We start from the raw sequence: 12,694 nt of genomic DNA on the forward strand, positions 1-12,694 counted from the left end.
GAGGGTCCGTGATCCTGCCTTCTTATCCGGTGGATTAGAAGGTGGGGTTAGCGCTCGGCGGCTTGCCTGCCCATGCTGCATGCAGAATGCCGCGGACATCATCGAAGGTGATCGGGCGGGGGTTGCCGTAGGACCGGCTGGTCACTTCTTCGGCGATGCGGTCGATGTCTTCTTCCTTCATGCCCAGCTCAGCAAGGGTGCGGGGAGCACCGAGTTCTCCGGCGATCTGCCACAGTCTCTCGGCGGGGTCTGCAGCCCCACCAAGGGCGCGGGACAAGGCGGCGGTAGCATCGGGGGCTGCCGGTTGGTTGAAGGCCAGAGCGTGGGGGAGAACGACCGTGTGGGTCTGGGCGTGCGGCAGGTTGAGGGTACCGCCCAGTGCGTGGCACAGCTTGTGGTGCAGGGACATCGTGGTGGCGCCAAGGCAGGCGCCACAAAGCCAGGAGCCGTAGAGGGCATTGCTTCGGGCTTCAGGGTCAGAGCTGTTGGCTACGATGGCCGGCAGCGCGGCTGCGAGTGCCCGGACGCCTTCCTCAGCCATCAACGAGATGATCGGTGTGGCATCAGGAGCGTAGAGGGCCTCCACAGCGTGGGCGATGGCATTGATGCCGCTGGTCACCGACATGCCGGCAGGCAGGGTAGCTGTCAGTTCGGGGTCGTAAACGACGCTGCGGGGCAGGACCCGGGGATCCTTGCCTGTTTCTTTACGCCCGTCGGTCGTCAGCCCCCACACGGGGGTCATTTCTGATCCTGCGTAGGTGGTGGGTACGGCAACGATGGGCAGTCCATGTTTGAGTGCGATTGCCTTGCCGAGCCCGATGGCCGAGCCGCCGCCGACGGCTACGCAGCCGTCCGCACCGACCCTGGCGGCTTCGTCGCTGGCGCGCTGGGCTACCTCGTTCGGGACGTGCATGACAGCTTCGGGGAGCACCCCGACGCAGCGGTCACCGAGTGCCTGGGCCACCCGGTGGCCGGTGTCTTCCTGTTCCGGGGAGCAAAGGACCAGGACTCGCTTGAGCCCGATCTGGTCGAGTTCCTCGGGCAGGGTTGCCAGGGAATTGACGCCGAAACGCACCCGCATGGGGAGGGCTTCGTACACAAACTGGTGGGTCATCGGGTGATTCTCCTTAGTGGGAACTTCTTTGGTGAACGGGGGTGTTCACCGGTGGTTTTCGAGGAAGGGTTAGCGTGAGCCGGCGCGGCGCTTGTTGAAGATGTCGAACGCGACGGCGAGCATCAGGACCAGGCCCTTGACGACGGACTGAACCGACTGGTCGATACCCATGAGCTGCATGCCGTTGCTCATCACGGCCATGATGAGACCGCCGGCCATGGCGCCGACGACTTTGCCGACGCCGCCGGTAACGGCCGCGCCGCCGATGAACGCTGCAGCGATGGCGTCGAGTTCGAACATGTTGCCGGCTCCTGGCTGTGCGCCGTTAGAGCGGGAGGAGTAGACGATGCCGGCCACGGCGGACAGGAAGCCCATGTTCACGAAGATCCAGAAGTTGACGCTGCGGACCTTGACGCCGGACAGGGCTGCGGCGACGCGGTTGCCGCCGATGGCGTAGACCTGACGGCCGAAGACGCTTCGCTGCATGATGACGCTGTAGACCATGATGAGGATGGCAAGCATGATCAGCACGACCGGCATGCCGCGGGCGATGGCCAGCTGCCAGGCGAAGACCATGACTGCGATGGCGATGACGAGGATTTTGGCGATGAACAACGGAAATGATGGGACGACCTGGTTGTAGCCGATCAGGGTTTTGCGGGTCCGGTACTGGTTGAAGGCGTAGCCGATCACGGCTATGGCGAAGATGAGGAGGGTGAAGATGTCGTATCCGGCGCCTCCCAGGAGGCCGTTGAGGAAGCCGGAAGCGATTTGGCCGTAGTCAGCGGGGAAGGGGGAGAGGGAGACGTTGTTCAGTACGACCAGGGTTAGGCCGCGGAAGAGGAGCATGCCTGCGAGGGTGACGATGAACGCCGGGATGCCGACGTAGGCGACCCAGTAGCCGTGCCAGGCTCCAATGGCCAGACCCGTGGCGAGGGCGGCGACGACGCCGACCCACCACGGTTGGCCGTGCTGGATCACGACGGTCGCCGAAACGGCGCCGGTCAGAGCTACGACCGAACCCACCGACAGATCGATGTGCCCTGCGATGATCACGATGACCATGCCGATCGCCAGGATCAGGATGTAGGAGTATTGCAGGACGATGTTGGTGATGTTTCCCGGGCCCAGCGAGGCGCCGCCGGTGAGCGCGGCGAACAGGGCCACGATTGCCACGAGCGCGATGTAGATCCCGCTGGTGCGCAGGTTACGGGTGAACAGCTCCCGGATTTCGCTGGTTCCGGTATTGACGACCGCTGCTGCGGCCGGCGCATCTTTCCTTTGGGATCCCCGGGGGGCCGTCACGGTCATGCTGTGAGTTCCTTCTCTTTGGTCATGAGTGTCATGAGGCGTTCCTCGGAGGCTTCGGCCTTTGGTAGCTGGCCGGTGATCCGGCCTGCAGAAAGCGCGTAGATGCGGTCGCAGGTGCCGAGCAGTTCGAGCAGGTCCGAGGAGATGACCACGACTGCCTTTCCGGCGTCCACGAAGCTGTTGATGAGTGTGTAGATTTCGTATTTCGCGCCGACATCAATGCCGCGGGTGGGTTCGTCCAGGATCAGTACCTCAGGGTCCGTGAGCAACCACTTCGAGAGCACGACTTTCTGCTGGTTCCCGCCGGAGAGTTTGCCGACGATCGATTTCACGTTGGGGGCCTTGATGTTCATCGATTTCATCGCGAACTCGGCAGCGCGCGCTTCTTCGTGATGGTTAACGAAGCCCCAGCTCGCCAGTTTTCCCAGTGCTGCGGCTGAGACGTTGCGGGCGATGTCGTCGATGAGGTTCAGGCCGAAGGCTTTGCGGTCTTCGGTGGCGTAGGCGATCCGGGCCTCGATGGCTGCGGCGACGGATCGGGTGTGGATCTCCTTGCCGTGCATGAAGACTTTGCCTGATACGTACTTGCCGTAGGAGCGGCCAAACAGACTCATCATCAACTCGGTGCGTCCGGCGCCCATGAGGCCGGCGATGCCGATGACCTCTCCGGCGCGGACTTCGAAGCTCGCCCCATCGACGACCAGGCGGTCCTGGGTGGGGTGCTTGACTGTCCAGTCCTCCACCCGAAGAACGACCTCGCCCGGGTTTGAAACGCGGTCGGGGTAGAACGCTTCGAGGTCCCGGCCTACCATGCCGCGGATAATGCGGTCGACGTCCACGTCGGGATCTGCCATGTCCAGGGTTTCCACAGTCTTTCCATCCCGGATGACGGTGGTGTGGTCCGCAATCGCTTCAATCTCATTGAGTTTGTGAGAAATGATGATCGAGGTGATGCCACGATCGCGAAGCGCGCGGACCAGGTCAAGCAGGTGGGCGGAGTCATTGTCGTTGAGCGCAGCGGTCGGCTCGTCGAGGATAAGAAGCTGCACTTCCTTGGACAGTGCCTTAGCGATTTCGACCAGCTGCTGCTTGCCAACGCCAAGCTGTCCGACGGGGGTGGTGGGCTCTTCCCGCAGACCGACGGACGCGAGGAGTTCGGCGGCCTCGGCGTTCGTCTTGTGCCAGTCGATCAGTCCTGAGGCTCCGCGGCGCTCGTTGCCCAGAAAGATGTTCTCGGCGATCGACAGGTCAGGCACGAGGGCCAGTTCCTGATGGATGATCACGATGCCGGCATGTTCTGAATCTCGGATGCCGGAAAAAGAACACGTCTGCCCCTTGAACAGGATGTCGCCCCCGTAGCTCCCGGCGGGGTAGACGCCGGAGAGGACTTTCATGAGGGTGGACTTGCCTGCACCGTTCTCGCCGCAGATGGCGTGGACCTCTCCGCGTTCCACAGCCAGCGAAACGCCGGACAGCGCTTTAACGCCGGGGAAGGTCTTAGTGATGGATTGCATTTCCAGGATGTGGTCGGCCATTGGCCCGCCGTCCTATCAGTCTTGTAGGGAGAAAGGGCCGGGAGGGGCACTGGGTGCCCCTCCCGGGGGCACTTACTTAAGGCGGCCGGCTGCAACCTGTTCAGCGGTGTAGTAGCCGGAATCGATCAGGGCGGACTTGGTGTTGTCCTTGTAGATCGGCTGGATCGGGACCAGGAACGAGGGGACGATCTTGGACCCGTTGTCGTAGGACTTGGTGTCGTTGATCTCAGGGTCTTTTCCAGCCAACAGGTCCTGAGAGGCTTTCACTGCCTGGGCGGCCAGGGCGCGGGTGTCCTTGAACACCGTGGAGAACTGGACGCCGTCGTTGATGGACTTGATGGAGGCAACCTCGGCGTCCTGGCCGGTGGTGACAGGCATGGGCTTGGGCTGTGACGAAAGTGTCGGGCCGTATCCGGCGTTGCGAAGGGCGGTGATGACGCCGCGTGCGATGTTGTCGTTGGGGGTGAGGACACCGTCCAGCTTGGCGCCGCCGCCGTTGTAGCCGGCGGTTAGGAGGTTATCCATGCGCTCCTGCGCCTTTTGTTGCGACCAGTTTTCGGTTGCCACCTGGGAGAGCTTGTTCTGCCCCGACTTCACCACGAGCGTGCCGTTGTCGATGTACTTCTGCAGCACAGACATGCCGCCGTTGAAGACGAAGGTTGCGTTGTTGTCATCGAGCGATCCGCCGAAGAGCTCGATGTTAAAGGGGCCCTTTGCGGATCCTTCGGTACCGTCCTTGTTGAGCACGCCCAGCCCAATGAGGAGCGATGTGGCCTGCTGAGCCCCGACCTTGAAGTTGTCGAAGGTGACGTAGACGTTGACGTTGGGGCTGTTTCGAACGAACCGGTCGTAGGAAACGATCGGGATCTTCGAGCTTGCCGCCTGCTGCAGTTGCGGGGCCAGTGCCGTTCCGTCGAGCGGAGCCAGGATCAACAGGTTGGCACCTTTGGTCATCATCTGGTCCACCTGCCGCTGCTGGGTGGGGATGTCGTTGTTGGCGTACTGGAGGTCCACCTGGTATCCGGCCTTTTCAAGGCCATCCTTGATGGCCTTGCCATCGGTGATCCACCGCTCTTCGTCCTGGCTGGGCAGGGATACGCCGATTCGGGTGTCGCTGGCTGCCTTGGGAGCACTGCCGGCGGCGGCGCCTCCACCGGCACCTCCACCCGCGCAACCAGCAAGTACCAGTGATGTGACTGCTGTTGCTGCGAACAAGAAAATCTTCTTAAACACCGTTCTCCTCCTTTGGAGAGCCGCGTGACGCTTGAAGCGTCTGATCTGCTTCGGCCTTCGCCGAGCCTGAATTGGGGATGTGATTGCGAGCACTTAGTGCCGTACAATGGACATCATGTTCGCACAGTACCAGCTATTGAAGCTAGTGGTGTTCTAAATTACATTTCGACGGGCCAGTTGAAAGCCTTTCCGGAAAGGCTTGAGGGCAGCGAACATCCTTGACTTGAAGGAGTCAGGCGCGGCGCATCCGCGCGAGCGATGACGCGAGTGCTAACTGTCCCGGGAGGGGCAAGAAAAGAGGCGGTTGGTGAACACCATTCAGCTGTTGATGAAGGCCAGCCAGGTCATAGACGAACTGGCTCGAATCGGCCAATCAACACCGGCGGAACTGGCCAAAGTAGTGTCCGAGCCCCGGCCGACCGTTTATCGGATCGTCGCAGCCCTGGAGCAGGAGAAACTCGTACGGTCGGGCGGTGACGGCAAACTTGAGCTGGGGACTGGAATTCTCAAGCTTGGTGACGCTGCGGCGGACGCCCTTGTGGACCGCTCAGAGCTGCGGTCGCAGCTGCGGTGGGTCCGCGGGCAGCTTGGCATGAGCGCGTTTTTCTGCGTGCTGCGGGAGTACGGCGCTGTTTGCCTGGATCAGATCCAAGGGGCGGACGTTGACCTGCTCGGCCTTGCGCCGGGTCGCACCCTCCCTCTGCACGCTGGCGCCGCACCGCAGGCGCTGCTTGCGTTTGGGTCACCCGAATTCCGCGAGTCCGTGCTGGCCTCGGGGCCATACCCGAGCATCGCTTCACAGACACCGCTGTCCGGCGAACAGTTGCGGGAAAGAGTGGACCGCACGGCCCGCCGCGGATGGAGCGTTGAGGACAGCGAGGTCATCGAGGGCGTTGCCTCAATCGCCGTTCCTGTGTTCCGCCGGGACGGCACTCTGCTTGGGGCCATGTCCGTCGCCGGCCTTCGCGCTAATGTCCAGGGGCAGGAAGAGAGAGCTCATCGGATACTCAATGCCGCCGCCAAGACCATCGCGGCCTCCATGGCGCAGGAAGACCCCAACGACACGCGGGACGCTTCGCGTCTGGATCCTCCCGAAGGCTCTGAACGGGACTCGCCGCGCGCGCCCGCAGTAATCGCCAAAGCCAGCGCATTGATGAACGCTCTCGCCGAGGAACGGATTGCCACCTCTACCCGGCTGACGGAACTTCTTGAGGAACCCCCGAGTTCGGTCTATCGAATGTTGGCCACCCTGGCGGAAGCCGGCTGGGTGGAACAGATCGGACACCGCGGGGCGTACCGCATCGGAAGCAAGCTGCTGTCCCTCTCCAGCGAACTTACCCAGCGCTTGGATATTCGTCGCGCAGCGGCTCCTGTCCTGCGCGAAATCCATGCAAAGACGGGGGAGACGACCTTCTTGTGCATCCGCAGCGCTACGCGGGCTGTCTGCATCGAGCGTATCGATGGGATAAGGGTCAACAGCAGGGTCCTGAAACTCGGCGAGTCCCTTCCACTGCATGTCGGCGCGGCACCCCGGGCCTTGCTCGCGTTCGAGGACCGCTCGTCCTGGGACGATTACGCAGCAATTGTTGCCAACAGCGGAGAGCCCTGGCGTGATGTCAGAACCCGATCCGAGTTCTATTCAGGCCTGGAGCAGATCCGGGGCCAGGGCTTTGTGATCAGCGATAACAATGTGACCCCGGGAATCGCGGCCATCGGAGCCCCTGTCTTTGACCATCGCGGTGGGGTAGCCGCCTCCTTGTCTGTCAGTGGCCTTCGCGAGGGCATGCTGTCCCGGCCGGTGGGCGCTGAACCTATCGTCGATCTCGTCCTCGCGGGGGCCCGCGCGTTGTCCGAGTACCTTGGGGCGCCGGCTGTAGCCAAAGCGGATGCAGACGTGTCACATGTCATAGCTTGACCCGCCGCCCCGTCCGTGACATGCTTCCGGACAGGGTGTCCACTAGGTGACACTGAAACTCAATTTCTCGGCGTGACAGACATCGCTTACCGAACCTGCACGCACACCACCGAAATCGCACCAACCTGGGTGCTCAGTCGAAGGAGACAAGCGTTGGAACCGATCGTCGTAGGACTCTTAGGAATCACACACCCGCACGCTTCTGCCCGGGTTCGCGCCCTGCGTGAAATCGAGGGCGTTGAGGTACTCGCAGCCGCTGACGAGGATTCCCGGCTGAAATACTTCACCGATAAGTACGATATGGAGCCGCGCGACATCGATTCGCTGCTCCAGGATGAGCGCATCAACGCGATCATGGTCCACTCCAAGAGCAAGGACATGGTTCCCCACGCGCTCCGGGCCCTCGCCGCCGGCAAATCCGTCGTCGTCGAAAAGCCCGGCGGAGGCACCGTCGAGGACCTCGAGCGGTTGGCCGAGGCCGAAGCCAAAGCCGCCCCCGGCCTCGTTGTGCAGGTCGGTTACAACGTGCGCCTCGCACAGTCCATCGCCGAGGCCAAGAAGCTAATCGCGGACGGCGTCATCGGTGAAGTCGTCTCGGTATCCGCCCGCGGCGCCGCCCTCGTCGGTGAACACCTGACCGCGCACCTGAACCAACCCGCGGACATGGGCGGCGCCCTCTGGATCATCGGATGCCACATGCTTGACTCCCTGGTCCACATGTTCGGCGCCCCCGACTCGGTCAACGCGCGCGTCCACAAGTCCGGCCGCCTCTCGGATGAGAAGAGCCGCGAGGACTCTGCCGCCGTCCTGCTGAACTACCCGGACATGTCGGTGACCTTCAGCTTTGACGGACACGACCACCTTGAGTGGTTCGAAAGCTCCAGGGTCTCCGTCTACGGGACGGGCGGCATGCTCGAAATCGGCATACTGCCCCAGAAACTCCGCGTGTACGTGGACCAGGACCGCGCCGGGTGGCGGGCCGGATGGACCGAATGGACCCAGAGCTACTTCACCCCGCCCTTCGCCCGGACCGAACTCAATAAGTTCTCGGAACTTCCGGAACTGGAAAACATCAGCAACTTTCACCCTGAGATGCGCGGCTGGGTCGACAGCATCCGCACAGGCGCGCCGGTCGTCGCGCCCGTCGCTGATGCCCTTGCCGTCGCCCGGATCGTTGAGGCATGCTACCGCTCCGAGAAGGAGCAGGGAGCATCCGTCGAGGTCGAGAGCGCATGAACTCCCAGAACGAGGAAACCGTGACTCCACAGCTAATTGCCACCTGCTGGGTGAGTGCAGGGGACACCGCCCCCGGCCTCCCGGACGAGACCAGCCCCATCCCGATCGAGGAGCGCATCGAACTGATCGCCCAGACCGGATGGTCCGGCATCGGTTTGGTGCACCACGACCTGCTGCAGGCCCGCCGAACCATCGGCTACGCCGAACTCTCCCGGATCATCCGCGAGGCAGGAATCGACATCGTCGAGGTGGAGTTCCTGAACGGCTGGTGGACCACCGGTGCCGAGCGCGCCGAATCCGACATCCAGCGCGCCGAATTGTTTGAAGCCGCGAAGGCCCTGGGCGCGCGGCACATCAAGGTCGGAGCCGGCGAGACAGACAACCCTCTTCCGCTGTCGACGATGGCCAGCGCCTTCGCTGATTTGGCGGACGAAGCTGCCGAATCCGGTATGCGGCTGGCACTGGAGGCCACGCCTTTCTCCCACCTGCGCACAACCCAGGAAGCGGTCAAGGTCGTCACACACTCCGACAGCCCGGCCGCGGGTCTGATGATCGATATCTGGCACACCCACAGGTCAGGACTCTCACATGACGACCTCTGGGACGTCGTACCCATGGACAGGGTTTTCGCCGTGGAAATCGATGACGGACACAAGGACGTCGTCGGCAGCCTCTTCGAAGACACCATCAACAACCGCGCCTACTGCGGCGAAGGGGACTTCGACACTCGCAGGTTCATCCGACGAACACTGGATGCCGGATACAAGGGCCCCTGGGGTGTGGAGATTATCTCCGCCGAACACCGCAGCCTCCCCGTAGCGGAGGGCCTCAAACGAGCCTATGAGACCGCCATGAACTGCTTCCCCAGTACCGTAAACGCCCGCTGACCAGCACCGCGCACGAGGCCGGCCCAGTACGGACCGGCTCTGAACACGCATCGGTGTAAAACCGACTCCAACTTTCTGAAAGGCCACACCATGTCCAACGACAAGCGCCTGCGTCTGGCCCTTTTCGGCTCCGGCCGCATCGGGCAGGTACATGCACGCAACATCGCAGCACACCCGAACATCGATCTCGTCCTGATCGCTGACCCCTTCATCGACGGGGCACGCCGTCTGGCGGAAAGCACCGGTGCACTCGCTGTGCAGGACCCCGAAGAAGTCTTCGCAGACACCAGTCTGGACGGGGTCATCATCGGCTCGCCCACCAGCACTCACGTGGACCTTATTTCCCGCTCGGTAGCCCGAGGCCTTGCCGTGCTCTGCGAAAAGCCCATCGATCTGGATATCGACACCGTCCTCGCGTGCCGCGAACAGATCAAAGACTCCACTGTCCCCATCATGCTCGGGTTCAACCGGCGCTTCGATCCCTCCTTCGCTGCTGTCCGCGCCAGGGTGGAAGCCGGAGAAATCGGCAAGCTGGAACAGCTCACCATCACCAGCCGCGACCCCGAGCCAGCGCCACGGGACTACATCGCCGGATCAGGCGGCATCTTCAGGGACATGACGATCCACGACCTGGACATGGCCCGTTCCTTTATCCCGAACATCGTCGAAGTCTCCGCAGTGGCGTCCAACGTCTTCAGCAAAGACATCGAAGAGCTTAACGACTTCGATTCCGCCGTAGTGACTCTGCGCGGCAGCGAAGGCGAGCTCATCACCATTACCAACTCCCGTCACTGCGCTTTCGGCTACGACCAGAGGCTGGAAGCATTCGGGCCGGACGGCATGCTCTCGGCGGCCAACGTCGCGCCCACCACCGTCCGCAAATCCGGTGCCAAAGGTACAGAAGAAGCTGACGCCTACTACCCCTTCTTCCTCGAACGCTACCCGCAGGCCTACTACGCAGAGCTGGATGCATTCGCGCACTCCATCCGGAGCGGGGCAACCACCTCACCGAGTTTCGCCGACGGGGTTTCCGCCCTGATCCTGGCGAACGCGGCAGCAGAATCCGCCGTCACCGGCAAAACTGTGAGCGTCGTCGAGCTCTAGCACTCCACATTGGGGGTTCGCATCGCCGATGCGAACCCCCAATCGCAAATCGCTACGTTATTCAGTTCTATCGCTTCAGGCTGCCCGTCCCCGCCGGCGAATACTGCCGCTATAGGCAGCCCAGGATCAAGGAGACCCATGGCAACCGGTAAATGGGCCTGGACTGTCAGCGAAGGCGACGTCGTCGCATGGGCTGACAGGAAGCAGCGCCTCCACGGAACAGTCGTGGAAGCTGCACCCGAGCTCGGCGTCGCATGGATCATCGACATCGTATACGGGGAACGCCACATGGTGATGATGCAGGATCTCCTTCCTGAATCCCCGGCTGCCCCCGGATTCGCCGTCCCGTTGTCTCAGTTTCAGGCGCCTCAACGGCCGACAAGCTAATAAGAATCCGGGGTAATTCGGCACCTTCCCATCACTGAGAAGCACCACGAGAAAGAAACGAACCCCTAGTGAAAGTCTTTAGCTCTCCGGCCGTCAAAAAGGCCCTCGATGAAGTCATCGATCTGTTCCAACAGGCAACATCAGTCGACGTTAAGGCTGTCTTTGAGCCAACAGGCCAGCTGCTTGGACGCATAGAAGCCCGTGAACCGTTCGATGCGATGATCGCGGTAAGCGGCTCGTTCGCGTCGTTGGGGCCCGTAATCGATGCCAGTACCCTGACACCTGTGGCTCGCGCCGGCATCGGTGTCGCCGTCAACGGCGGCACTTCAGCTCCTGACATCTCGACGGCCGAATCCTTCATCAAGACCATCCGCGGCGCCAGGTCGGTAGCCTACTCCGGTATCGGAGCCAGCGGAGCCTACTTCGCGACACTGCTGGAAGTCCTGGGCCTCAGCGAAGAAGTCGGCTCCCACGCCACCATCGTCAAAAAGGGTTACGTCGCCGAAGCCGTCGTGGACGGCACCGCGGATATAGCAATCCAGCAGCTCAGCGAACTGCTGTTCGTACCCCAAGCCCACATCGTCGGTCCACTGCCCCCCGAGTTCCAGCACTACACAGAATTCTCTGCGGCAGTAAGCGCCGACTCCACTACACCAGTGGAAGCGCAGTCCTTCGTATCCTTCCTAGCCTCCCCGGCAGCACAAGCCAAATACCTGCAAACGATGCTCGAACTGCCAACGGCCCCCGGCAAATAGAGCGCCCTTCCGGAGCTGACCTTCCAGGCCCGGCCGAAACGGCCCACCGCCGACATTTTGTCTTCTCCACCATGACAGCGAAAAGAGACAACCCCGATGAACCAGGCTTTTGTGTACGACGCTGTGCGCACCCCCTTTGGAAAGTTCGGCTCCGGCCTCGCCGCCGTCCGCCCGGACGACCTTGCTGCGCACGTGATCAAGGAATCCGTCAAGCGGGCGCCGTCCCTCGACGTCGAGCGGATCGATGAGGTGGTGTTCGGCAACGCCAACGGTGCCGGTGAGGAGAACCGCAACATCGCCCGGATGGGCACGCTGCTGGCCGGGCTCCCGGTTTCCATCCCGGGCACCACGGTGAACCGGCTCTGCGGTTCCTCCCTGGATGCCGCCATTATTGCCTCCCGCCAGATCAATGCCGGTGACGCCGACCTGATGCTCGTCGGTGGCGCCGAGTCGATGTCCCGCGCGCCCTGGGTGCTGCCCAAGACGGAGAAGCCGTACCCGGCCGGGGACATGACCCTGGCGTCCACCACGCTGGGCTGGCGCCTGGTGAACAAGGCGATGCCGAAGGAGTGGACCATCTCCCTGGGCGAGGCCACCGAGCGGCTCCGCGAAAAGTACGGTGTGAGCCGCGAGGCGCAGGATGAGTTCGCCGCCGCCTCGCACAACCTGTCCGCCGCCGCCTGGGACGAGGGCTTCTACGACAACCTGGTCACCCCGGTCCCCGGCACGGACCTGGTCCGGGACGAAGGGGTGCGCCCCGGCTCCTCCGCGGAGAAGCTCGCGGGCCTCAAGACCGTGTTCCGGGCAGAGAACGGCACGGTCACCGCGGGGAACGCATCCCCGTTGTCCGACGGCGCCTCCGCGGCTTGGATCGGGTCCGAGGCGGCCGCCGGGCTGCTGGGCCTGGACCCGCTGGCGCGTATCGCCGGGCGTGGCGCGCACGCCAATGATCCGCAGTACTTTGGCTACGCCCCGGTCGAGGCGGCGAACAAGGCCCTCGAAAAGGCGGGGATCGGCTGGGAGCAGGTGGGCGCTGTCGAACTTAACGAAGCCTTCGCCGCGCAGTCCCTGGCCTGCATCAACGCCTGGGGCGTCGACCACTCGATCGTGAACCGGCACGGCGGGGCGATTGCCATGGGCCACCCGCTGGGTGCTTCCGGGACCCGGATCCTGGGCACTTTGGCCCGGTCCCTGCAGGCCTCCGGCGAACGCTGGGG

The 12,694-nt window shown here is 63.0% G+C and carries 11 protein-coding genes; 7 read left to right on the plus strand and 4 right to left on the minus strand.

Annotated features, from left to right (window positions below; genetic code table 11):
* Positions 1–34: 34 nt before the first annotated feature.
* The 4 genes from PUN51_RS12840 to chvE form a co-directional block, all read right to left on the minus strand.
* Complete coding sequence (locus PUN51_RS12840; RefSeq protein WP_224025927.1) at positions 35–1,114, minus strand: maleylacetate reductase; 1,080 nt, start codon at positions 1,112–1,114, stop codon at positions 35–37.
* 69 nt (positions 1,115–1,183) lie between these two features.
* Positions 1,184–2,425 carry a multiple monosaccharide ABC transporter permease gene (gene mmsB, locus PUN51_RS12845; RefSeq protein WP_224025928.1) on the minus strand — a complete coding sequence of 414 codons (1,242 nt, stop codon included), beginning with the start codon at positions 2,423–2,425 and terminating at the stop codon, positions 1,184–1,186.
* A complete protein-coding gene (gene mmsA / locus PUN51_RS12850) occupies positions 2,422–3,960 on the minus strand; it encodes a multiple monosaccharide ABC transporter ATP-binding protein (RefSeq protein ID WP_224025929.1) in 1,539 nt (512 codons plus the stop codon). The genes mmsB and mmsA overlap by 4 nt, the downstream gene beginning before the upstream one ends.
* 72 nt (positions 3,961–4,032) lie before the next feature.
* Positions 4,033–5,193, minus strand: a complete 1,161-nt coding sequence (gene chvE, locus PUN51_RS12855; protein ID WP_275181230.1) for a multiple monosaccharide ABC transporter substrate-binding protein — start codon at positions 5,191–5,193, stop codon at positions 4,033–4,035.
* 307 nt (positions 5,194–5,500) lie between these two features.
* On the opposite strand from chvE, the gene PUN51_RS12860 reads away from it, so the two are divergent.
* The 7 genes from PUN51_RS12860 to PUN51_RS12890 all read left to right on the plus strand — a co-directional run.
* Complete coding sequence (locus tag PUN51_RS12860) at positions 5,501–7,108, plus strand: IclR family transcriptional regulator (protein WP_275181231.1); 1,608 nt, start codon at positions 5,501–5,503, stop codon at positions 7,106–7,108.
* A 153-nt stretch (positions 7,109–7,261) separates the two neighbouring features.
* Positions 7,262–8,344, plus strand: a complete 1,083-nt coding sequence (locus PUN51_RS12865) for a Gfo/Idh/MocA family protein (protein WP_224025931.1) — start codon at positions 7,262–7,264, stop codon at positions 8,342–8,344.
* Complete coding sequence (locus tag PUN51_RS12870) at positions 8,341–9,231, plus strand: sugar phosphate isomerase/epimerase family protein (protein WP_275181232.1); 891 nt, start codon at positions 8,341–8,343, stop codon at positions 9,229–9,231. The genes PUN51_RS12865 and PUN51_RS12870 overlap by 4 nt, the downstream gene beginning before the upstream one ends.
* A 90-nt stretch (positions 9,232–9,321) precedes the next feature.
* The gene (iolG, locus tag PUN51_RS12875; protein WP_224025933.1) at positions 9,322–10,335 is read left to right on the plus strand and encodes an inositol 2-dehydrogenase; all 1,014 of its coding nucleotides are present in this window, start codon (positions 9,322–9,324) and stop codon (positions 10,333–10,335) included.
* 138 nt (positions 10,336–10,473) lie between these two features.
* The gene (locus tag PUN51_RS12880; RefSeq protein ID WP_224025934.1) at positions 10,474–10,722 is read left to right on the plus strand and encodes a hypothetical protein; all 249 of its coding nucleotides are present in this window, start codon (positions 10,474–10,476) and stop codon (positions 10,720–10,722) included.
* A 68-nt stretch (positions 10,723–10,790) separates the two neighbouring features.
* A complete protein-coding gene (locus PUN51_RS12885; protein WP_224025935.1) occupies positions 10,791–11,477 on the plus strand; it encodes a substrate-binding domain-containing protein in 687 nt (228 codons plus the stop codon).
* A gap of 96 nt (positions 11,478–11,573) precedes the next feature.
* Positions 11,574–12,694, plus strand: a 1,121-nt coding sequence (locus PUN51_RS12890) for a thiolase family protein (RefSeq protein WP_275181233.1), incomplete at its 3' end; no start/stop codon positions are given.

Origin of the sequence: Arthrobacter sp. NQ4, from assembly GCF_029077345.1 — a bacterium.
Classification (GTDB): Bacteria; Actinomycetota; Actinomycetes; order Actinomycetales; family Micrococcaceae; genus Arthrobacter.